The sequence below is a fragment of the Dyadobacter sp. UC 10 genome (genome assembly GCF_008369915.1).
GTDB lineage: Bacteria > Bacteroidota > Bacteroidia > Cytophagales > Spirosomataceae > Dyadobacter.
This window is the reverse complement of the sequence record NZ_VSRN01000001.1, coordinates 1254250-1276140: the sequence shown is the minus strand read 5'-3', so window position 1 is coordinate 1276140 and position 21891 is coordinate 1254250. Positions and strand designations below refer to the sequence as shown.

General features: G+C 45.8%; 24 protein-coding genes. 11 read left to right on the top strand and 13 right to left on the bottom strand.

Features of this window, described 5'->3' with window-relative positions:
- Positions 1–35: 35 nt before the first annotated feature.
- The 3 genes from FXO21_RS04995 to rplU all read right to left on the bottom strand — a co-directional run bounded on the left by FXO21_RS04995 (position 36) and on the right by rplU (position 1429).
- Positions 36–632, bottom strand: a complete 597-nt coding sequence (locus FXO21_RS04995; RefSeq protein ID WP_149639068.1) for a NifU family protein — start codon at positions 630–632, stop codon at positions 36–38.
- Positions 633–758: 126 nt separating this feature from the next.
- On the bottom strand, positions 759–1043 hold the full coding sequence (gene rpmA, locus FXO21_RS04990) for a 50S ribosomal protein L27 (protein ID WP_149639067.1): 285 nt from the start codon (positions 1041–1043) through the stop codon (positions 759–761).
- A 74-nt stretch (positions 1044–1117) separates the two neighbouring features.
- Positions 1118–1429 (bottom strand): 50S ribosomal protein L21, encoded by a 312-nt coding sequence (gene rplU, locus FXO21_RS04985; RefSeq protein WP_149639066.1) that lies wholly within the window; start codon positions 1427–1429, stop codon positions 1118–1120.
- 350 nt (positions 1430–1779) lie between these two features.
- On the opposite strand from rplU, the gene FXO21_RS04980 reads away from it, so the two are divergent.
- From FXO21_RS04980 to FXO21_RS04950, 7 genes are all read left to right on the top strand, one after another.
- Entirely contained in the window at positions 1780–2433 is a 654-nt protein-coding gene (locus FXO21_RS04980) for a thioredoxin family protein (RefSeq protein ID WP_149639065.1), read from the top strand.
- A gap of 17 nt (positions 2434–2450) precedes the next feature.
- Positions 2451–3362, top strand: a complete 912-nt coding sequence (locus FXO21_RS04975) for an SMP-30/gluconolactonase/LRE family protein (RefSeq protein ID WP_149639064.1) — start codon at positions 2451–2453, stop codon at positions 3360–3362.
- Positions 3363–3461: 99 nt separating this feature from the next.
- A complete protein-coding gene (locus FXO21_RS04970; protein ID WP_149639063.1) occupies positions 3462–4139 on the top strand; it encodes a DUF1361 domain-containing protein in 678 nt (225 codons plus the stop codon).
- The gene (locus FXO21_RS04965; protein WP_149639062.1) at positions 4114–4488 is read left to right on the top strand and encodes a diacylglycerol kinase family protein; all 375 of its coding nucleotides are present in this window, start codon (positions 4114–4116) and stop codon (positions 4486–4488) included. The genes FXO21_RS04970 and FXO21_RS04965 overlap by 26 nt, the downstream gene beginning before the upstream one ends.
- Positions 4489–4522: 34 nt before the next feature.
- On the top strand, positions 4523–5635 hold the full coding sequence (locus FXO21_RS29135; RefSeq protein ID WP_149639061.1) for a hypothetical protein: 1113 nt from the start codon (positions 4523–4525) through the stop codon (positions 5633–5635).
- A 24-nt stretch (positions 5636–5659) separates the two neighbouring features.
- On the top strand, positions 5660–5956 hold the full coding sequence (locus FXO21_RS04955) for a winged helix-turn-helix domain-containing protein (RefSeq protein WP_149639060.1): 297 nt from the start codon (positions 5660–5662) through the stop codon (positions 5954–5956).
- Positions 5957–6207: 251 nt separating this feature from the next.
- Positions 6208–7167: a hypothetical protein gene (locus FXO21_RS04950; protein WP_149639059.1), complete on the top strand. Its 960-nt coding sequence runs from the start codon at positions 6208–6210 to the stop codon at positions 7165–7167.
- Between the two features lie 54 nt (positions 7168–7221).
- On the opposite strand, the gene FXO21_RS04945 is transcribed toward FXO21_RS04950, so the two are convergent.
- Complete coding sequence (locus tag FXO21_RS04945; RefSeq protein ID WP_149639058.1) at positions 7222–7722, bottom strand: DUF2911 domain-containing protein; 501 nt, start codon at positions 7720–7722, stop codon at positions 7222–7224.
- A gap of 188 nt (positions 7723–7910) precedes the next feature.
- Here FXO21_RS04945 and recG point away from each other — a divergent pair, with 188 nt between their 5' ends.
- Positions 7911–10031 carry an ATP-dependent DNA helicase RecG gene (recG, locus tag FXO21_RS04940; RefSeq protein WP_149639057.1) on the top strand — a complete coding sequence of 707 codons (2121 nt, stop codon included), beginning with the start codon at positions 7911–7913 and terminating at the stop codon, positions 10029–10031.
- 6 nt (positions 10032–10037) lie between these two features.
- Here the strand turns inward: recG and FXO21_RS04935 are convergent, their stop codons facing one another.
- The 9 genes from FXO21_RS04935 to FXO21_RS04895 all read right to left on the bottom strand — a co-directional run bounded on the left by FXO21_RS04935 (position 10038) and on the right by FXO21_RS04895 (position 19763).
- Entirely contained in the window at positions 10038–11381 is a 1344-nt protein-coding gene (locus FXO21_RS04935; RefSeq protein WP_149639056.1) for an FGGY-family carbohydrate kinase, read from the bottom strand.
- 126 nt (positions 11382–11507) lie between these two features.
- Positions 11508–12203 (bottom strand): GDSL-type esterase/lipase family protein, encoded by a 696-nt coding sequence (locus tag FXO21_RS04930; RefSeq protein ID WP_149639055.1) that lies wholly within the window; start codon positions 12201–12203, stop codon positions 11508–11510.
- Positions 12204–12279: 76 nt separating this feature from the next.
- Entirely contained in the window at positions 12280–12975 is a 696-nt protein-coding gene (locus tag FXO21_RS04925; RefSeq protein ID WP_149639054.1) for a hypothetical protein, read from the bottom strand.
- 5 nt (positions 12976–12980) lie between these two features.
- Positions 12981–13661, bottom strand: coding sequence for a hypothetical protein (locus FXO21_RS04920; protein ID WP_149639053.1), 681 nt, complete (start codon positions 13659–13661; stop codon positions 12981–12983).
- A 286-nt stretch (positions 13662–13947) separates the two neighbouring features.
- Positions 13948–15258, bottom strand: coding sequence for a TolC family protein (locus FXO21_RS04915; RefSeq protein WP_149639052.1), 1311 nt, complete (start codon positions 15256–15258; stop codon positions 13948–13950).
- A 15-nt stretch (positions 15259–15273) separates the two neighbouring features.
- Positions 15274–15936 carry an ABC transporter ATP-binding protein gene (locus FXO21_RS04910; RefSeq protein WP_056281229.1) on the bottom strand — a complete coding sequence of 221 codons (663 nt, stop codon included), beginning with the start codon at positions 15934–15936 and terminating at the stop codon, positions 15274–15276.
- A gap of 223 nt (positions 15937–16159) precedes the next feature.
- Positions 16160–18580 (bottom strand): ABC transporter permease, encoded by a 2421-nt coding sequence (locus tag FXO21_RS04905; protein WP_149639051.1) that lies wholly within the window; start codon positions 18578–18580, stop codon positions 16160–16162.
- Positions 18581–18583: 3 nt separating this feature from the next.
- Positions 18584–19501, bottom strand: a complete 918-nt coding sequence (locus tag FXO21_RS04900) for a winged helix-turn-helix domain-containing protein (RefSeq protein ID WP_149639050.1) — start codon at positions 19499–19501, stop codon at positions 18584–18586.
- 13 nt (positions 19502–19514) lie between these two features.
- Positions 19515–19763 (bottom strand): hypothetical protein, encoded by a 249-nt coding sequence (locus FXO21_RS04895; protein WP_149639049.1) that lies wholly within the window; start codon positions 19761–19763, stop codon positions 19515–19517.
- Positions 19764–19951: 188 nt separating this feature from the next.
- Here FXO21_RS04895 and FXO21_RS04890 point away from each other — a divergent pair, with 188 nt between their 5' ends.
- The 3 genes from FXO21_RS04890 to FXO21_RS04880 are packed head-to-tail and all read left to right on the top strand — an operon-like array spanning position 19952 to position 21881.
- The gene (locus FXO21_RS04890) at positions 19952–21196 is read left to right on the top strand and encodes an MFS transporter (protein ID WP_149639048.1); all 1245 of its coding nucleotides are present in this window, start codon (positions 19952–19954) and stop codon (positions 21194–21196) included.
- 57 nt (positions 21197–21253) lie between these two features.
- Entirely contained in the window at positions 21254–21475 is a 222-nt protein-coding gene (locus FXO21_RS04885) for a hypothetical protein (RefSeq protein WP_149639047.1), read from the top strand.
- Positions 21468–21881, top strand: coding sequence for a putative toxin-antitoxin system toxin component, PIN family (locus FXO21_RS04880; RefSeq protein WP_149639046.1), 414 nt, complete (start codon positions 21468–21470; stop codon positions 21879–21881). Before FXO21_RS04885 ends, FXO21_RS04880 begins: the two co-directional genes overlap by 8 nt.
- The last annotated feature ends 10 nt before the right edge of the window (positions 21882–21891 follow it).

Genomic DNA, 21891 nt, shown 5'->3' with positions numbered 1-21891 from the left:
CTTGACAGGGTTTCTCGCTAGATGACCAAACCTATTTAAACTCCTTCGGCAACTACTTCCTTTACATCAGGGACCATTCTGGTGAGAAGGTTCTCAATACCGGCTTTCAATGTGAGGGTCGACGAAGGGCAGCCACTGCAAGAGCCTTGCAGCAATACTTTTACCCTGCCCGATTCTTCATCGAAAGAGTGAAAATTAATAGCTCCTCCATCGGATTCTACCGCCGGGCGGACGTACTGGTCGAGCGCTGCCTTAATTTTTTGAACGGTATCAGAATCGCGGGAATCGACGATCAGTGTATTTTTATCAATTGTTTGTTGTTCAAAAACCGGATGGTTTTCTTCAAAGTAGATCTTGATAAACTGTTTTGTATCTCTTAGAACCTCTTCCCAGGCAATGCTATCGTCTTTTGAAATCGTTATAAAATTACTCGCGATAAACACGCGTTTCACGTGTGGAAACTGGAAAAGGTCTGAGGCCAGCGGTGAAGCTTTGCCAGCTTCCAATGCGGCTTCCAGAGAAGGGTAATCAAAGGAAAGCCCGTCCGGAACCAGCTCGAAGTTCAGGACGAACTTCATAGAGTTAGGGTTTGGGCTTAACTCGGTATAAACAAAAACGGGACGTGTTAACATGTCAGCTGAAATAATGGGAATGACTTATATGAAGGGCAAACAAGCAAAGTGTCGTTTTGGTTTTGCGGAAATGAAAAAACCCGCAAGACACGTGGTCCGGCGGGTTTTAAAATGCTTTGAATGAAATTACGCTTCCGCAGTAGTTTCAGCAGCAACTGCGATCGGTTCGATGTGAACGTAAGATCTGTTTTCGCGGGTTTTACGGAAAACTACATTGCCATCAACCAATGCAAACAAAGTATGGTCGCGACCGATACCCACGTTTTTGCCAGGGTTGTGTTTGGTACCACGCTGACGAACAAGGATATTTCCTGCTTTGGCAACCTGACCACCGAATAATTTTACTCCCAGACGCTTGCTTTCCGATTCACGTCCGTTTTTCGAGCTACCTACACCTTTCTTATGTGCCATGATATCTTAACTATTAATTGTTATTTCCTGATTGAACAAACATTGATTTCCGTTGCCGAAAAAGAAAAGCAGCATTAAGCTACGATATCATCAATGCTGATTTTGGTCAAATACTGACGGTGACCATTCTTAACCCTGTAACCTTTACGTCTTTTTTTCTTGAAGACGATTACTTTCTCACCTTTCAGGTGTTCAAGAACAGTTGCTTTTACTGAGGCGCCTGCCACTGTCGGCAGCCCTACCTGTACTGTGCCTCCGTTATCAACGAGAAGGACTTTGTCAAATACAAGTGCAGCGTTCACGTCACCTTCAAGCCTATGCGTGAAGATTTCGCGACCCTTTTCAACCTTAAATTGCTGACCTGCGATTTCTACGATTGCGTACATGTTAATTAATTAGATATACTGATTCAAAATGAGGTGCAAAGATAAGTAGCTAATTACAGAAACACAATATTTTAGGAATAATATTAGGGCCCGTTCCGGTGGCACCTGCGGATTATTAAAAGTGTGAATAGGGAAACTGACGCATTGATTGTCTTTATGTTAAACCCGGGACCGCTGCCGTCCTTAGGAGCCAGCCACGTAGCTCCGAGAGGTGGTTTATATAAATAGCGGGGCGGGAAGCGTTTTGAGAATGGGCTGGATTTATTAGCTTAACAAACTTTAACATCCGGGATTGTTACTTCCGGGTTAAATATACGTCTAACCATAGATTGAACATTAAAAGGGACAATATGAAAATTCGTTTATGGGTTTCTCTGATTCTATGTGTAGGATTAACTAAGAGTTTAAATGCCGGCGCGTTGGAAGATCCGGAGGAACGTACCTCCCTGCGCCCCCAGGCAAGCTATCAGATCGGGGATGCAGTGGCTGGTTTCAGATTGAAAAATACCAACGGTAGTATGGTGTCGCTGGCGGATTATGCCAATGTGAAGGGAGTCGTTGTCGTTTTTACCAGCAATCACTGTCCTTTTGCAAAAGCTTATGAAGACCGTATCATTGCGCTGAATAACAAGTTTTCATCTCAGGGATTTCCAGTCGTCGCGATCAATCCCAGTGATCCGGGTACGCATCCGGATGATTCTTTTGACAAAATGAAAGAGCGGGCACTGGCAAAAAATTATAGTTATCCATACCTTGTAGATGATTCGCAGCAGGTTGCGAAAGCGTTCGGCGTAAGCCGCATGCCGCAAGTGTTCGTAATCCAGAAAAGTGGTGCAAAGTTTGTCGTTCGTTATATCGGCATGATCGACGATAATCCGCAGGATGCCGGCGGTGTCACCAAGCTATATGTAGAAGAAGCAGTAAGTAACCTGCTTGGCGGAAAGCCCGTTGTAACCACAGTCACCAAGCCGGTTGGTTGCGCAATCAAATGGAAAAATCAGTAATTGTTGTAAATATTTATATGAATAAATCTTTCCCTCTGCTCGTCACAATGTTGCTCATGATCGGACAATCCGCTGTTGGTCAGGTAAAAAGTAAGAAATTTTCCAATCAGGGCGAATTTACTAACAACTGCGAAGGCCCGGCTGTGGATAGCGAGGGAAATGTATATGCTGTCAATTTCGCCCGGGACGGTACGATTGCGATCATGAATAAAAAGGGTAACGCCAGTTTTTTTGTGACATTACCTAAAGGCAGCACCGGAAATGGGATCCGATTCGCTGATAAAAATACTTTCTACGTAGCCGATTTCACAGGCCACAATATTCTAAAGGTAGATCTGATCACAAAAGACGTATCCGTATTTGCCAATGAGCCTAAAATGAATCAGCCAAATGATTTGGCTATTACCGCCGCCGGGCACATCTTCTGTTCAGATCCTAATTGGAAGGATGGTACCGGGCAGATCTGGCACGTATCGCCCGAGGGGAAAACCAGGCTCGTGGCAGAAAATATGGGCACTACCAATGGAATTGATGTAAGTCCGGATGAAAAGAAATTGTATGTGAATGAAAGCGTTCAGCGGAATGTCTGGTCTTTTGACCTCGCAGCAGACGGGACATTAAGCAATAAAAAGCTGCTGCATCATTTCGAAGACGGAGGAATGGACGGAATGCGCTGTGATGTGGACGGAAACTTATACATCACCCGTCACGGAAAAGGTGAAGTGGCTATTCTGTCACCGGAAGGAAAAGTGATTCAAACCATTCAAACAATCGGTAAAAAGGTATCCAATATTTGCTTCGGGGGCAAAAATGGAAAGACCTGCTACATAACGCTGCAAGATCGTGGCTGCCTCGAGAGCTTTAAAGCGCCTACTGCCGGCCGGGAATGGGCCATGATGAAGGCTTTTCAGGAAAATAATAAAAAGTAATATCTAAAATTTTGCAAATTTCTTTCAGAAGCATTGCCAGTTGCTTTTTTGTAACTTACTTTGTATTTCAAAGTACTTTTATTATTTCTAAATAATTCAATGGAAAAACTGGCTCGCTACCTCCAAAGCAATCAGAAAGTTGCATTGCTCGCATTTGTCTCGTCCGCCGCGATGACCCTCCTGCTGATCAGAATCCTGATTCACGACTGGGGTTTCATTTTCCTCGCCTGGAACCTCTTCCTGGCCTGGGTTCCGCTGATCTTCATCAAAGGTGTCTGGGAAATGGAACGCAGGAAAAAAGCGCCGTTTTGGTTTCTGATAACCTGTTTATTCGTTTGGCTATTGTTTTTTCCCAATGCCCCCTACATTATCACCGATCTGAAACATCTGCGCGGAATTGATGACAATATGATCTGGTACGATTCACTCATGATCTTTATCTTCTCAGTTGCCGGCTTTTTGACGGGCCTGTACAGCGTCAGGATCGTGCACCGGATTGTTACGAAGCGCTGGAATGAACAACTTGCCTGGGCGTGGATATTGTTTGCTATGGTACTGAGCGGTTTCGGCGTTTATCTGGGCCGGTACGGAAGGTGGAACAGCTGGGATATCCTGACCCAGCCGGGGTCGCTGATCCGTGGTATTTTCGAAAGTGCACAGAACCCTCTTGCTATAAAACACACCGTCACGTTTTCGTTCGTGCTGATGTTATTGTACTTTGCGTTCCACATTTTTGCAGAATTAAAACAAAATGAAAGGACCCATCGATATCCGTAAGGCCCTGCGGAGCTTCACTTTTGCGGGAGCTGGAATCTTCAACCTTTTCAGGTACGAAAATAATGCGCGGATTCATCTCATTGCCTGCATTGCCGTTGTGATAACCGGCGTGGGCTTCAACATCTCACCCATCGAATGGGTAGTGATTGTTATTCAAATCGCCCTGGTGTGGGCTGCGGAGGCATTTAATACTTCAATCGAAAAGCTCGCGGACCTGGTGTCGGCAGACTATCATCCGGTTATCAAAGTTGTGAAAGATACCGCTGCGGCTGGGGTACTGATCCTGGCGATATCGGCAGTGATAACAGGCGGGATTATTTTTATACCAAAAATTATATTATTGTTTTGACTATCAGGCCAGTAATCTATTTGTAACTGATTTTATGAACTCCAACCAGGATTCACTTCATACGCTCCACGAGATCCGCAATTTGATGGAGCGATCTTCCAAGTTTTTGTCGCTGAGTGGGTTAAGCGGCGTTTTTGCCGGCATTTTTGCCTTGATCGGCGCGGGAGCAGCTTACCTGCGGTACAAAACCGACTGGTTTGCAGAGATATTAAGTCCCCTCGGTGCCTACCATGGCTCGTCCAGGGAAAGCCTGAAATGGTTTTTGTTCGTCGACGGCCTGATTGTCCTTGTCCTGTCTCTGACGGTCGGGATTTTCATGACGGTTCGGAAAGGGCAGAAAAAAGGGCTTACACTGTGGAACGGCAGTTCCAAAAGGCTATTGATCAGTATGCTCATTCCGCTGGGGACAGGAGGGGTATTTTGTCTGGCAATGCTGCATTATGGATTCATCTGGCTGGTATTCCCGGCAACATTGTTGTTTTACGGCCTTGCGCTGGTTAATGCAAGCCGGTTTACCTATCCGGAACTCTTTTATCTGGGAATGTCAGAAATAGCAATTGGCTGCCTCGCGTTGTTCATGACAGGTTATTCGCTGATCTTCTGGGCGATCGGGTTTGGTGTGCTGCATATCATTTACGGGCTTACCATGCATAATAAGTATGACCGGGAAAAATTGCATGGCGGCCAAACCCTTGTTAAAGGCATTGTCATTTTAGCGCTTTTGGGAGCAAGTATACAAGGAAAGGGCCAGGTGGTAGTGGCCGACAGTCTTACTAGCCAGGCAGTACGGTGGTATGATAAGGAGGCGATCTACCTGCGGGGAGGCAACGGTTTTGTCAAAAACAATGTGGTTTACTCCGGACAGCGTGCGCTCGCGAAAGAGTTTCTGGTTTCCGAAAGGGGGCTCAATCTATATTTGAAATCTCGTCGTGTCAGGAGTTTTGGCCTGGTGATTTCACTTGCCGGATCTGCTGGTTCCGTGATTTCGCTACTGTCGGGCAATCGAGATAACTGGAAAACCTTTTTCTGGGTGTCGCTTGGTACTGGCCTCGTTTCATCGGTGATGACAATGCACGCAAACAATTTAAGGGACGAGGCGGTGTGGACGCGCAACCGCGATGCGATGCAATTTATGCCAGCTAATTAGCAGCGGAGGAGGGAATCTGTAAATATGGAATGGTTAGAAAAATTTAATAAGGTTTTCGAAAGTAAGATCCGGCTGGGCCTGATGTCAGTGCTTGTTGTGAATGATTCTGTCAGTTTTAACGAATTGAAGGATTTATTGCAGCTGACAGACGGAAATCTTGCCTCACACCTGAAAGCACTTGAAGAGGCCAAATATGTTGCCTTCCACAAACAGTTCTCAGGCAGGAAACCCCTCACTACTTACAAAGCCACCGATCTGGGTCAAACCGCATTCGCCGAGCATTTGCAGGTTTTGGAGAACATGATCCGCGAGAATTTATAAGCCGTTCGGGTATCTATACTTACCATCAAATAATTAAATAATTTTCCGCAGTAGTTATGTTTTGAAATTAGGGCTTAAGTTTTTTTCTCTGTTTTAAAATATAATACATTATGGAACCACTTAAAAATTCCCAACCTAATCGGCTAGTCAGGCTCCGGTTTATGAGTTTGTGCTTTCTGTTAAACCTGACGTTAATATCCTGCAACGAAGAATTGCCACCAGCTGATACGGCTGAACCGCATAGGCCAGGTATGGTAGAAGACTTTCACGATAGCTCTGCTTCCTGCGATTCGGTTAGCGTGCTTATTTCCGGAGCGGTTAATGTAGCAAATAATAAATGGAATGCATGTTATTGGGAGAATGACACTGTACATATCCTGGAAACTAACCACTCATTAGCCAATGATATTCTGGTATTGGACGGAAAGATCATTATTGGTGGAGAATACGAAGGTAAACCTTGTTTTTGGGAGAATGGAAATCGTAAGGTTATAGACTGCGGTCACAACGGAACGGTTAAAGCGATTGGAGTCCTCAATGGGGATATTCATATAGTCGGGCAAATCTATGACGATCACGGTAATCCGAAGTCATTTATCTGGACAAAGGGAGCTATGAGTTTGTTGTCTTCCGGTACTGGCTATGCAAGTGATATTTCGTTCAGCGGAAAGGACGTATACGTGTCCGGAATGGATTCGGAAAAGGCTTGTTACTGGAAGAATGGTTCTATTGTAGTTTTGTCCAAAACCTTAGGACATGGGTATGGTATAGAAGTGAGAGGAACCGATGTTTACGTAGCTGGGGAATACCGGCCCTCAAATGGCGGGTACTATAAGGCGGGGTATTGGAAGAACGGAGAATTTATTTCACCAGCAGGAAATTCAGTTTATTTATGGAATCTGGGGGTGAATCTAGGCAACGTATACCTGGTGGGGCGGCAAGTACTTTTCGAGAAAAACGTACTGGACAATGCAGTATGCATTAAAGAAAACGAAAAAATATTTTTAGAGTCGAAGGGGAATGTATCGACGGCTGCAAGTGATATTGCTTTTAACGGAGCAACCGAATACGTGCTCGGTTCCTTCAATGGCGGGTCGGTGGATCAACAACAATTTGATCGTGTATGTTACTGGCGAAATAATAGATTACACGAGATACCAAGTAAATCACCGGCACTGGGTTCTGCGATATATTTGGAGCCAGTGCACTAACAAAAAAGCCGGGAGCTGGCCAAGCCACCTTCCGGCTTTTTAACTATCAATTCCTCAGAACTTCACAGGAACCGAAAATCCTTCTTTATCCCATTGAAAATCCACGGAGTTGTCTTTTACCGTGAAAGTCATTTTTTCCGCTGAGGTAGGATATTTTTTCGCTGGAACGGTTACTTTAAGGACATCTTTGGCTTTATTTTTCTCATATTCAGAAGCGCCTTGCTGACCTAAAACTGAGTTCAGGATAACCGACCATTCCTTTTCGCCAGGAATAGTGAACAAGCTGTAAGTGCCTGCTTTCACACTTTTGCCACCAAATGTTCCGTCTTTTTTGAAAGTGATTTCGGTGGACGCATTGGCACCGGTCCTCCAAAGTTTGTCATATTTCTCAAGGCTTTCGCTACCTTCTTTCCCAAACAGAACGCGACCTTTTTTGGACGGTTGACCGTAAGCAACACTTACATTTTTGCCGTCTGCGGTAACTCTCGGGCTTTGTGCGCAAGCTGACGTCAATGTGATCAGGGATACGAAAAGTGCTAAGAATGTTGTTTTCATAAAAAATTGATTTTAGTAAATTGAATTAGGTGATTGGGAAACTTAAATTTCAACGAAATACGTAAATGAAAAGTTGTTAACCAAGCTACCCCGTTCAGAAAGTAGCTGCGTAGGCTGCCATTAACTTTGATTAACATATTGAATGTGTCTAATCCGCGTTTCTAACGATTTGGCGCTATATTTGAACAATGACACCGGATACCAATTCAGCTGTAAGGCCCCGTTTTTTCGATACCAAAATTGAATTTCTGAAAGGCGTCGGGCCTCAAAAAGCGGCATTGCTGAACCAGGAACTCAGTATTTTCACATTTGGAGATCTGATCCAGCATTATCCTTTTCGCCACGAAGACCGCACCATTTTTCACAGAATTTCCGACCTGAACGAACAGCTTCCGGCAGCGCAGATCAAAGGCCGTCTGCGGGAAATTACAATGATCGGCGAGGGATCCAAGAAGCGGCTGGTAGCCTATTTTTCAGATGGCACCGGATTGATGGAACTGGTTTGGTTTCAAAGTATTACATGGTTTCAAAAGAGCCTCCGGCCAAATGTGGAATACATCGTTTATGGTAAACCGTTGTCCTTCGGAGGCAGATGGAGCATTACGCATCCGGACATTGATTTGCTCACCCATGAGAATGAGGGTGGGGGATACTGGCAGCCTATTTATCCACTGACAGAAAAATTAAGAAGACAGTTTGTTGATAGCCGTGCGATCAGTAAAATGATACGCGGCCTGCTCGAAATTTCCAGGTCGCATATCCGGGAGACACTTCCGGAAGATCTTACCCGTAAATACCGGCTCATCTCCAAAGCCGACGCACTCTGGCATTTTCATTTGCCTGAAAGCCAGAAAACACTGCACCAGGCGCAACGCCGACTTAAATTTGAAGAGCTATTCTATAATCAGTTTCGGCTGATCAAGAACAAGCTTTTGCACAAGACGGAATATCCCGGAATGGTGTTCAGTCATACCAATCTCGTTAAAACGTTTTATGACCAATTTCTCCCTTTTCAGCTCACCAATGCACAAATAAGGGTGCTCCATGAAATCCATGAAGACCTCAAAACCGGCAAGCAGATGAACCGCTTGTTACAGGGTGACGTAGGCTCGGGGAAAACAATCGTCGCTTTTATCAGTATGCTTTTTGCATTGGACAACGATGCGCAAGCCTGCTTAATGGCCCCCACGGAAATCCTGGCCGATCAGCATTATCAGGGGTTAAAGAAATTCGCCGAACTGCTGGGCATTAATATTGGCAAGCTCACCGGATCGACCAAAAAGAAGGAGCGGGAGGTCATACACAAGCAATTGCTGGACGGTTCTATGCAGATTATCGTAGGGACACACGCGCTGCTGGAAGATATAGTGCAGTTCAGAAACCTCGGGCTTTGCATTATCGATGAGCAGCACCGTTTCGGGGTGGCGCAACGCGCGCGGCTGTGGGCCAAAAATACGCGCATTTACCCGCATATGCTGGTGATGACAGCGACCCCGATTCCAAGGACTTTGGCGATGACACTTTATGGTGATCTGGACATATCTGCGATCAACGAGCTTCCGGCGGGGCGAAAACCGATCAAGACAGTGCATCGCTACGACGCGCACAGAACTTCTGTTTTTGGCTTTATTAAAGAAGAAATTGCGAAAGGACGCCAGATTTACATGGTATATCCGTTGATCGAAGAATCTGAAAAAATGGATTTAAAAGATCTCATGGACGGATATGAAAGCGTTTCCAGGTCTTTTCCCGGCGTGCCCCTCAGCATTCTTCACGGTAAGATGAAGTCTCAGGACAAAGATTATGAAATGGGCAGGTTCGTCCGTCATGAAACCAAAATCCTGGTCGCTACTACGGTGATAGAGGTTGGGGTAAATGTGCCAAATGCTTCGGTGATGGTCATTGAAAACGCAGAACGCTTCGGTCTTTCCCAATTACACCAGCTGAGAGGGCGCGTTGGCCGTGGGGCGGAGCAATCGTACTGTATTCTGATGACTGACTATAAAATTTCGAAAGACACGAAATTGCGCATTGAAACCATGTGCCGGACAAATGATGGTTTTGAAATAGCAGAAGTTGATCTGCAATTAAGAGGTCCGGGAGATATCTCCGGCACCCAGCAAAGCGGGCTTGTTGATCTCCTTGTCGCGAACCTGGCGCAGGATGGTGAAATATTGAAAGCGGCGCGTCTCTCGGCGGAAGATATTCTGGGAAGAGACCCCGATTTACTCCAGCCCGCCCACCAGCCGATCAGGCTGCATCTTGACAATCTCAAGAAAGAGGAAACGAACTGGAGTAGGATCAGTTGAAAAGTATCAGAGTTTAATCTCCCTTATTTCGTCGGAAAACTCAAAACTTTGCGGTCTGGTCACGTGCAAAGAAGCTCCCAGCGAAGTCGCATAAGGCAGGTCTGTTGCGTAAACGGTATGTTTTGGATAATGCCGCGCGATCAGCTTTGTGAAAATCTCATTTCTCGCAAAGCCGCCATCAATATAGATTGACTGTACATCGTTCACTGCAATCAGGTCAAGCGACACAAACAAAAGCTCAGTCAGCCCTTTCAGTAAATGGTGATAGGCAATCTCGGCAGATGCGAATGCGCTTATCTGCCATTCCTGCGTATTAGGTTCAGGGAAGGGGCCATTGCCGGTCATGCAGGCGCTGTAAAATGGCGGCGTGTCCATTGCCAGCAGGCTTTCATCGTAAACTACTTTTTTATAAAAATCAGCATCGACCCTAAAATATTCAGCGATCCTGGCTGTTTGGAAATCGTGTTCACGTCCAAGGAAAAGCCTCGACGCAGTCACGCCACTTCCTTCCGGCGTGAGATAGTTCATACAATCCCTTTCGAGCTGATAAGAAGTGAGCGGTTTCGAGGCGAATGAGTTGAAATTGATACACCAGGTACCCGTTGACAACAATACAAAAGGCTTTTTAACTGCCATTCTGTAAGGTATCAATGCCGACGAACTGTCATGCAGCCCAAATCCGGACTGGATTCCCTTGTCCCCGTGGCGGTAAATAAACGACGAAGAAGCCAGTACGGGTGCCAGCTTTTTGTGAATGCCTTCCTGTTTTACCCATTCGTGGTAATCCCACATCTCAAAGCTCCATAACGCTGTGTGACAGCCCAGCGAGGTATAATCGCTCACTTTTCGGCCTGTTAGCAGGTAAAGGATATACTGTGGCAGGTGGAGTGTCGTGGCAATCTGGCTATAAATCTCAGGTCTGGTGTGTTTCAGCCAATATAGCTGCATTCCCGAGTTGAGCATTCCCATTGCCGGCGAGCCGGTTTGCAATGAAAGCCTCGTCGGGTCTCCGTAAGCGCTGTAAAACTGCTTCAGCAGGTCCTCAGGAAAAGGCTTTAAATAAGAATAAAGCGGCGTCAACGGCTTGTTGGAAGCATCGAGATGTACGAGACTTGCACCATACCCTGCCACATTCACGGCTTTTATATCGTATTCCGGATCGGCAAGCAGCTCAGCCCAGCGGTCCTGGACCCATTTGGTTAGTAACCCGCAGTCTTCGGTCGGGAAGCCATCCTCATCGGTGGTTTCCGGTAACGACTCGGCAAACTCTTTAACTATCTCATACTTTTCGTTGAAAAGCACGTACTTTTTGTTAGTCCTTCCAATGTCAAAAACCGCTGTTACTTTCATTATTCAAAGTTGTATCACTTTTTACCCGGAATGTATTTTTCGGTTAATATAGTGACTTTACGTTAAAACCAATACCCTTAGTCGTTGTTTGTAAAATGTTTGTTATATCGCCCTTTCCGGGCAATGCTAGGCTGTTTTTTGAAGAATAGGCTTAAAAACCTGTGTCCATCTGCGGTAACCCTCTTCATTCATGTGCAGACTGTCGCTGGTAAAGATGCTGCCGTCGGGCCGGCCGTTTTTCAGCATCACCGGCCACACGTCTATATACTCGTGATTTTTGTCGGATTCAATAAAATCCCGGATCAGCTTATTGGCTTTAATCACATCCTCTTTTCTTTCCCACCGTGAGGGAGAAGGCTTCAAAGAAACGCCGTAAAGCAAAACGTCGGGCTGTTTGTCCCGTATCTTTTTGGTGAGTGCCACATAAGCGTCGCGTACCTGTTCCGGTGTTTTCTTTTTCTTGCCAAACATATCGTTCTCGCAATAGATCACGATGGTTTTAGCCTGGTATTTAGTTACTGCGCGGTCTGCATAATGAATTACTTCCGGCAAAGTGGAGCCGCCAAAGCCGCGGTTGATGATCGGCAGCGGCGCGAGGTCCTGCGCGGCTGCCTGCCATTTTGTAAATGAAGAGCTTCCTGTAAAAACAATTCCTCCCGGGGCGGGCATCTTTTCCGTGTCCTGTTTTTCGAAGTTCAGGATTGCATTTTCAGATCTGTCTACCTTATAATCAGGCTCCCAGGGAGCATCAATGCTATTATAATTGGGCTTGTGGCAGGAAGTAAGTCCGGCAATTAAGATAAGCAGGAAGTGTTTTTTCATTCTAACTAAAAAGTGGATATGCCCAAAAAAGGCATATCCACTGTGTTTTTAATGTATTTGCCGCAATTATCTTTTTCTATTTGGCTCCATAAAAATAACGCAGGCCTAACCCGATACTACCGGATGAAATGTTTGGAGAAAATGCATAAGTGACCGAATTTCCCTCATATTTGACGTTTTCGCCGTTCGGATATCTGTTCTGAAAATACTCGGTCTCCGAGAATCCATAACCAATGCTGAACGGATTGAGAAATGCGAAGCTACCTTGAATAGCCCATTTAGGTGAAAACCGCCAGGTAACACCCGCGCTGATGCCCGCACTTAGATTGATGGAATTGATCCGGCTTTCATAAACCAGCTGATTATCACTGATTGCGTTGTTATTTTTAAAGGAATAACCAAGGTTCAACGAAGGCCTGATATACAGTGCAAATTTTTCACCTACCGGCTTGTAAAACTCTGCAAAACGCTCAACCCCGAAGCCAAGTTCTCTCAGCTGTCTCGGCTCGGGTCTGGATAAGCTATTGTTTTCCATCACTAATCTATGCGTCAAACCCCAGCCAAGCGCCCGGTTATCACGGACAAATTTACCCATAGACAGGCCGATATAGTGGTTATAAGAGTTCATGCCAGAATTCGTGCCCGTTTCATTTACGTTAACAAGGTTGTTAAAAAAGGCGCCGCTGATAAACGATTCGCCGGTTTTGAATTGTGCCGTGGCGATGTTGCTGAATATCACCAACAGTATCAATGTGAATATGGAATTTTTCATGGCTTTCAGTTTTTAGGGAATATATATTTAGCAACACGGAGTGTGATCACGTTAGGAAAGCTCGTCGCAATGCCGGTTTGAAGTGTAAAGACACTGGGAGCTTCATTCTTGGAAGGGACGTAATTGGCGCTCAGGGAAAGGATATCCGCATAACCTTCGATCGCCCAGCCGTTTTTTCTCGAAACATAGGCGATTCCCGGCTTAACGCTCAAGCCATACTGCCAGAAGTCCCTGCGTTCTGTTTCCGGCGTGCTGCCTTGTGTATTGGTTTTCTTAATCCACTGAAACTGGGGTCCGAGTTCGCCGTGCAGAAAAACAGACCAGTTGCTGCTTCCCAGTGATTTATATTGACGGATAAAAGGCAGCAAGGCAATACCCTGAGATATCTGACTACTCGAAATGTCAGTTTCGTCATACTTCGTACGGTTCCAATTCATGTTGTAGCGGACACCCAAGCCAAGCATAGTTCGCTCGCCGATCATTTTTCCAAACTGTATTTCCGGTGCAATTCCATGCCGCGTGTTCCGGGCGGAATTAAGTGGATCGGCGATTTCTTTACTCCTCGAAGTTTCCCCGTCGAAACTAATTGTTCCGCCCACATACCCGGTTCCTTTTTGAATTTGTCCGTAAGCATTCCCGACCAGGAACCAGGTTCCCAGCAAGGCAAATAGAAGAAGTTGTCTCATGACTGTCGTTTTTAGTTAGATAGCGGCAATATACAGATCAATAAGTAACCTCAGAATTATTTAATTTTATTTAACAAAAACCATAAAAAAAGAGGCAATCCCAGGAAGACTGCCTCTTAAAAATTACCGATACCAAATTTAACCTAACAAGATCTTTTTTGCTTTTGGCTGTTAGCTTTTAGCCGTTAGCCGTTAGCCTTTAGCTTTATTAGGATAATGCTTACGGGTTCTAAATTTCAGACAAGTTAACAGCCAACAGCTAAGAGCTAAGGGCTGACCACTCCCCCTAAAACACCCCCTGCCAATTACCCTGGCGATAATATAGTAACAGTTTTTGCTGCATTAGAAAATCATATTTTGCCTGTATCGCATTGGCCTGGGCCTTTCCCAGATTTGCTTTTGCTAGTGTATATTCGAAACTGTTGGCCATTCCCGCGTTCAGCTTGCTTTCAACGATCGCGAAAGATGCAGTGAGCGATTCGACTTGCTGTTGAGCGGCAATGTGCCGGTCGGACATGGCACTCAAATTAAGTACGGCAACCTCGATCGCCTGTCTGAGGGTCTGGTTGGTGACATCGAGCGTATTCTGGGCCTGGCGCTCCTGTACCTTGGCCAGCTCCACGCGGGGACGGGTCACCCAGCGGCCCATAATGGGAATATTCAGGCCGAGGTTAATATATCCGTTTCGCGTCGAATTGAGTTGATTGAAGTAGCTTAGGTCCTTGTTTGATGTCGCGTAAAATGCCCGCATATTGCCGCCCAGTGATAGGGAAGGGAAATTATCGGCCTTGATGGATTTTACCTGGTAGGCAAAGCTCTGACGGTAAAGCTCAGCGCTCCTGATCTCAGGGAACGACCTGCGCGCTTCCTCATAAAGTGCCAGCGCATCCGAAGCAGCTACCACAGAGTCTTTGGGGGCAAGTGGTTCAAACTCGATTTTATCGTCCGGCGGAATGTTGATTCTCTGAAAAAGCGCTAGCCTGGCTGTCCGATAGTTGTTCAATGCCGTTACTTCCGCGAACTTGTCGTTCGCGAGCTGTGCCTTTATTTCGTAAAGCAGATTGGCGCCGACTGTACCCGCATTTACCTGCTTTTCGGTACGGTCTACCTGCTCCTGAGAAGACAGTACCAGCTGGCTGGCTGCTTCCAGTAGTGCTTTGGTTGCGAGGATATTAACATACCCCTGCATCAGCAAAATCGTCTGGTTATTTAAAATGGCAGTTCTGTTTTCCAAGGCCGATTCTTTCAATAATGTACCCTGGCGAATCTGGTTCTGCAATTTTAGGCCCTGAAAAATCGGCATCTGAAAACCAACTCCCAATACATTATTACTGTAAACCTCATCTATATACGCGTTGGTGTACTGGTCGATGCTGCGGCCGACATTGATGCTTTGATCTGCGCCGATGGAGATTTGAGGAAGGATCTGCGACTTAGTTTGCCTCAACTGTGCCTGTGCTGCCTCGGCCTGAAGGTTTCCGGCCTGATAAGTCAGGTTGTTCTTCATCAGAAGATCCACACATTGGGCCAGACTGAGTGTGTTCTGCGCCTGGGTCAGTGCCGGTAGCAGGCAAAGAATTAAAATGATACGTTTCATGGCTAATAAGAATTTTCAGGCTAACCACCCGTCTTTCAGGCGGACAACCCTATTGCCGTATCCGGCATTCGTTTCTGAATGAGTTACTTGTACAATTGTTACTTTATCTTCCTGATTCAATTTTTGAAATAATTCCATGATCTCGATTGACTGTTCCGAATGCAGGTTGCCCGTTGGTTCATCCGCAAAAATCACTTTTGGGTTATGGACGATGGCACGTGCCACGCCTACCAGCTGCTGCTGACCTCCTGATAACTGATGTGGGAAAAGGTCTTTTTTTGCAACCATATTGAAACGGTCCAGCAACTCTGCAACCCGGCTTTTTCGCTCGGAGGACGAAGTTCCTTTATATAGAAGCGGCGTCTCAATGTTCTCATAAACCGTCAGCTCGTCGATCAGATGGTATGCCTGGAATACAAATCCGATATGGTGGCGGTGTAGCTCCGTCCGTTTCTTTTCAGAAAGTTTCTGAACAGGCTCGTCGAGGAAAAGATATTCTCCCTCGGAAGGTTCTTCGAGCAAGCCCAGGATATGTAACAAGGTCGATTTGCCCGAACCGGAGGGACCCATAATCGAAACAAATTCACCTTCCTTAATGTGTAAATCAATGTGACGCAAAACGTAGGTTTTGCCAAATCCTGCCGGGTAATACTTTGATATCTTTTCTAGCTTAATCATAAAAAGTTTGGGTTTGAGATTTCAGGTTATAATTACGGACAAGCTGTTTGAAAAACAAAATCCGATAAACCGGCGTCTCTGATGTCAATGCTATTTTAAAAAGCCTTGCCAAAAATATAAACCGCTGTCCATTAGATATTTAAATAATGCTTCGCTGGGGCTGGCGTTCAAAACCGTACAAATGTGTACGGTTTCGGACGTAGCATTCAGAAAGTGCGAAATGTTATTCGGAGCGCAGGGATAGCGCCGGATTGACGGCCGCTGCGCGCGCACCCATGGTACCCACTGTCAATAAGGTAACGATTATCGCAACTGTACCTGCAATCGGAAACACCCAGTACGGGAATGGAATGCGGTAGCTGAAATCGCCCAGCCAAAGATTCATCAGATAATACCCGGCAGGACATGCGATGAGGATTGCGATTGCGATTATTTTGAAAAAGTCCCTCGAAAATAACACGATAATCCCCAGGGCGGTCGCACCCAAAACGAGCCGTATACCTGTTTCTTTTGTCCGCTGATACAATGCTAAATGTGCGAGTCCAAACAGGCCGAGGCAACACACCAATACTGAAATTGCCGTCGCGTAGCTGATCAGTACCTGCCACTTTTTTTCCTGATCATATTCTTTTGCATTCAGATCGTCGAGAAAAGTGTAGCTGAATGCTGCTTCGGGTAAAACCCTGTGAAATGCAGCTCCGACATCAGAAAGGGCTTTTTCCCGTGCAGTATGGTTGATTTTAAACAATAACGTTTCCCCGCCGAACTGGTCGCTCATCAGCATGACCAGAGGCTGGATGCGTGCCTTGAGCGAGGCATAATGGAAGTCCTGAACAACCCCGATTATTGTAAAGGGCGCCTCGCCGAAATGGGAATCTGCCTGAATTATTTTTCCGACCGGGTGATCGAGGCCGGCGGCTTTTACAAATGCTTCATTCACGATTGCTGCGCTGGCGGGGTCAGATTTAAATTTTTGTGAGAAATTACGGCCGGTCTTTAACTGCATTTCCAGCATTTCCAAATACCGTTCATCGACTGTCCGATAATAGCTCTCCAATTTCTTTCCTTCTACCTTCGCTTCCCGCAACCCGAATTCCCCTGTAAGTGACAATTGTCCTATATCGGGATTGTTTTTAAGGTTAGATTCAAAATTCGACCTTATTAAGCGCGATTCTGTGCTTCCTGCAATAGCGACTTTGACAACCTCCTGCGGGTTGTAACCCAGGTCTTTCGTTTTTATAAACCGCATTTGCAGATAAAAAACCAGTGAAACAATGCCGAGAACAATCGCTGTTGTGAATTGAAAAACCACCAGGACACTTCCCGATGCGCGTTTCCCTGTTAATTGCAGTTTCCCGTAAAGCACCTGTACGGGTGTGAAACCCGAGAGCAGATAGGCGGGATAGGCGCCTGATAAGAGGATGTTAAAAAGAAAAATAAAGGCCAGCCAGCCCAGGAGCCTGAATTGAAACAGCGATCCTGTAACGATCTGTTTTCCGGCAAGCTGATTGAAAATAGGCAGAAAAGCTATGGTCATCAATAGGGCCAGAATACACGCAGCCAGGCTGACAAATGCAGATTCTCCAATGAATTGCAGGAAAATCTCCGCGCGCTTTGAGCCAGTCACCTTTCTGATCCCGATCTCTCTTGCCCGCCGGACAGACGCCGAAATGCTGATATTAATGAAATTAATGCTCGCCATGAACAGAATGAAACCTGCGACAGTGAAGAACAAAAAAGAGTAGATCGGCCTGCTGCCATTGATCACACCTGCTTCACGGTTCTGGTTGGAAATTTCCTGGGGATTGAGATGGATATCGGTAATCTGTTGCAGGCCGTAACTGATTTCCGGCCGGATTCCGTGCTCTTTTTCATATTGGCCAAGTTGCTCCCGGGCATTTATTTTGCCGATCTGATCTAGCCTGCGGGTTACTGATTCCAGGTTCGCATGGGGTTGCAGAACAACAAATGTGCCTAGATAGGCATTCAACCAGTTGGTATCCTCAAATGATAATTGTAAAAACCTGAAAGGGAAGAGCACATCAAACTGGATGGATGAGTTGACTGGCGGATCCTGCACTACGGCGGTGATCACCAACGGCTTTCCGAGGCGTTGCGCCGAAGGATCCGCGCTCATTCGCAGTATTTCCCCGACTACATCCAGTCTTCCGAAGAATTTAAGCGCAGTTTGCCTGGTAATGACCACGGAGTTTACATCCTGCAATGCTTTATCCTGATTGCCGGAAAGGATTTTGAATGTAAAGACCTCAAAAAAAGTGCTGTCGACAAAGAGCATTTGCAGTTTGAATACCTTGCTTTTGTTTCGGATATCACCGTAAATATCGCCCCCCATAATGCGGGCATAGTTTCTTATTTCGGGGATTTGAGACTGAAATGCCGGACCCTGCACCTGGCCTGTGCCGCCTGAGGATTCACTTTTGCCTGCATTTTTAATGCGGGTGGTTATTCTATATAAATCAGGATTGTTTTGATGGAAACTGTCGAAGCTTTGCTCATCGAGGATGTAAATTGTCGCAAGCAGTAAACATGTCAGCCCGATCGCCAGGCCGGAGATATTGATGAACGCATAGATCCTGGTCCGCCAGAGGTGGCGGAAAGCAATTTTCAGAAAAGTCTTAAGCATAGATCAGGACTGGATTTCCATTTTGTAGCCTACACCGTGAATGGCTGAGATTTTGATGCTTTGATCAGAAGCAAGCAGTTTTCTAAGTCTGGACACAAATACATCCACGCTCCGGCCAACGATGATGCCTTCATCTTCCCAAACCGATTTGAGTATAAAATCACGTTCGAGTACCTGGTTGCGATGACGCACGAACAAATCAAGCAGTTTTGCTTCGCGGTATGTGAGCTGATGCTGGCCGGTCCCGGTAGTAAGCGACAGATTTTGACTGTTGAAAACAGAGTTTCCAAAGGTGGTTTCAAATTTGGGAACGGTCTCAATTTCAATATCAAAAGGGCTCGTTTTCTTGTTCCTTGATCGTTTCCAGGCAAACAAGCCTAACCCTGCGAGGCCGGTGCCGAAAGGAAATATCCACCAGGCATTGAAAGGCTCAGTAGTAGCCGCATTTTGCAAAACCGGTTCAAAACTGACCTGAACAAGATAACAGCCGGATTTTTCTGCTCTGGTCTGGCAGGGAACCCCGCCCGGTTGGTTCAGATCGAGCATATTGTAACCCAGTTGCAATGCTCCCGTCTCGCAGTCGAAAATCATGACATTGTAATTTCTGTCAATTTTCTGGATTGCGAAGGATTCTTCCAGGAGCTGGGGTAGCTCGCCATACTCGCCGGGACTCTCAACGCGGACTGCGAAAGTATTGGCGTCGATTTGTTTTACAGGAGGAATATTCGTGAGTGAGTCACCAGTTTCCAGCAATAAATGGTGGGCCGTGCGGCGCAGGGCTAGATTAACGTGCTCAGCAAAGCGAACCGACTCATTATTTGCAAAAGCACTTTGCATACCCGGCAACAGGACAACCAGCGCCCAAACGCAGCGATGCAGGCGTTTTTGTAAAAGTCCAAAACTGTTGCCGGGTATGATCATTAGCTGCACGCGATTAACATTTGTCTTTATTTAACGGATTTTTCTTGTCCAAAGCCGGGCCAAACCAATGGAATGCAGGAACTACCATCTGCTTCTTAACCGAGTTTACAGTTTTCGCCGGTTCAACTGCCTTTGCCGGTACTACTGCTTTTTTTGTTTCAGGCTTGCCAGTCTTCTTATCAGCGGCTTCGTCGGAAGGCAGCGCCGTGGAAGTAGTGACAACCAGCAGGATCATACAAATTAAACCCCATGCATTTTTCATAATTTCCGATGTTTTTGTGAATGAAACAAATGTATCGGTGAGCGGAGTCCTGCACGTAAAATGCCTGTAAAACCTTGTTAAGGAAATGTAAAAGAAGCTGGCAGTGCAAAATTTATTAAATTTTAATTAAAACAGAACATAATACCGCGTCTGAGGTGTTAGCTGAACATAACACCACCGTATCCGATTTGAAAACAGTATCTTCCCAAGATCCTTACGCAGCGCTCCGCTATTCTGACTTTCGGTTTTTTATTTCAAATACTTTTCTTTTCTCTGCATCGATCCTGATACAGGAAGTGATCGTGGGCTACGAATTGTATAAAATGACGCACGATCCGCTGGCACTGGGGTTGGTCGGGCTGGCTGAGGTGATCCCGTTTATCATCACCTCCCTGTTTGGCGGGCATATTGCCGATCAGAAGAATAAGATCACGATCATGCATATTAGTCTTGTTGTGATTTTGCTTGGATCGGTGATCCTGTATGCAGCTTTTCAGCCTGGTATTTATAATGCACTTTCGCAAACGCAGCATTTGATTGTGATCTATTCTGTTTTCGCATTGATCGGTTTTGCCAAAGGCTTTTATTCTCCCGCGTCCAGCTCGCTCAAACCGTTTTTAGTACCCAGGACGATTTACCATAATTCGTCGACATGGAGTAGCTCTTTCTGGCAGGCAGGATCTATCACCGGCCCTGCAATCGCTGGTTTTTTATACGCCTATGTCGGCCTGACCAATACTTTGCTTATCGTGATCGCCAATTTTGTGATCTGCTGGGTTTTGCTGGGTATGATCAAGACCCGCCCTGAATTTCCGAAGATCACCACCCCAATCGTAGAAAGTTTAAAGGAAGGTTTTCAATTCGTATTCCGCACAAGGATAGTACTTTATGCAATTTCCCTGGATTTGTTTTCGGTACTTTTCGGAGGTGTGGTGGCGATTTTACCCGTTTTCGCCGAAGATATTCTCAAAGTCGGGCCGGAAGGGTTGGGCTTGCTGCGGGCCGCGCCTTCGATCGGTTCGCTGCTTACGATGTTTGCAATGGCATACTATCCGCCCACGCACAATGCCTGGCGTAATATGCTCATTGCTGTCGCTGGTTTTGGTGTGTTTACGATCGTGTTTGCATTGTCGGAAAACTACCTGCTTTCCTGCGGCGCGCTTTTCGCGACCGGGGTTTTTGATAGTGTAAGTGTAATTGTGCGACAGACGATCCTGCAAATTTACCCGCCCGATGAAATGCGGGGCCGCGTCGCGGCCGTTAACGGCATGTTCGTTAGCTCCTCCAACGAGCTCGGTGCCTTCGAATCCGGCGTCATGGCGAAAGCATTCGGGACCGTCCCGTCTGTGGTGATCGGGGGCGTTTTCACGATCGTAGTAGTCACCTGGATCTATTTCCGTTCGAAGGATTTGTTTTCGGTTCGGTTGAGTTGAGGAAATGCGTAATTTTTGTAAATTGTACCTCATACACACTTAATATCGACCTATCATATGGAAAACAGAGAAACATTAAACGACTTGCAAGTCAGTATTTTGCGCCTTTTTGATCAAAAACTGACTTTTGAGGAGGCATTGGAAGTTCGCGAATTACTAATGAATTACTTTGATCAGCGCGTGAATAAAGAGCTGGACAAAGTTCTTGCAAAAAAAAACTACTCAACCGAAGACTATCGCAAAATGTTGATTGACGATAGCTTTGGTATCAATGGTTAGAGTTGTAATAGATACGAATTGTCTTCGAGCCTCAGTACCACCAAAAAGTCCCTATTACCAGCTCTACCTTGACTTTGTTACAGGAAGATTTGAGTGGTATGTCAGCAGCGAAATCTTATTGGAGTACGAAGAAATACTGAGCAGAACCTATTCTCCCAATACTGCTAATGAAGTCCTGCACCGATTAACGATTTCTCCCAATACTGTATTCGCAGAACCTTATTTTAAATGGAATTTAATAGAAAATGATCCCGACGATAATAAATTCGTCGATCTCGCAATTTGCACAAATTGCAATTTCTTAGTAACAAATGATAAAGCCTTTTCAGTCCTGCGAAATCATCCTTTCCCGAAATTGCGAGTAATCGATCTTGAATCATTCCTCCAATATCTGCTGACATTGTAACACTCAACTT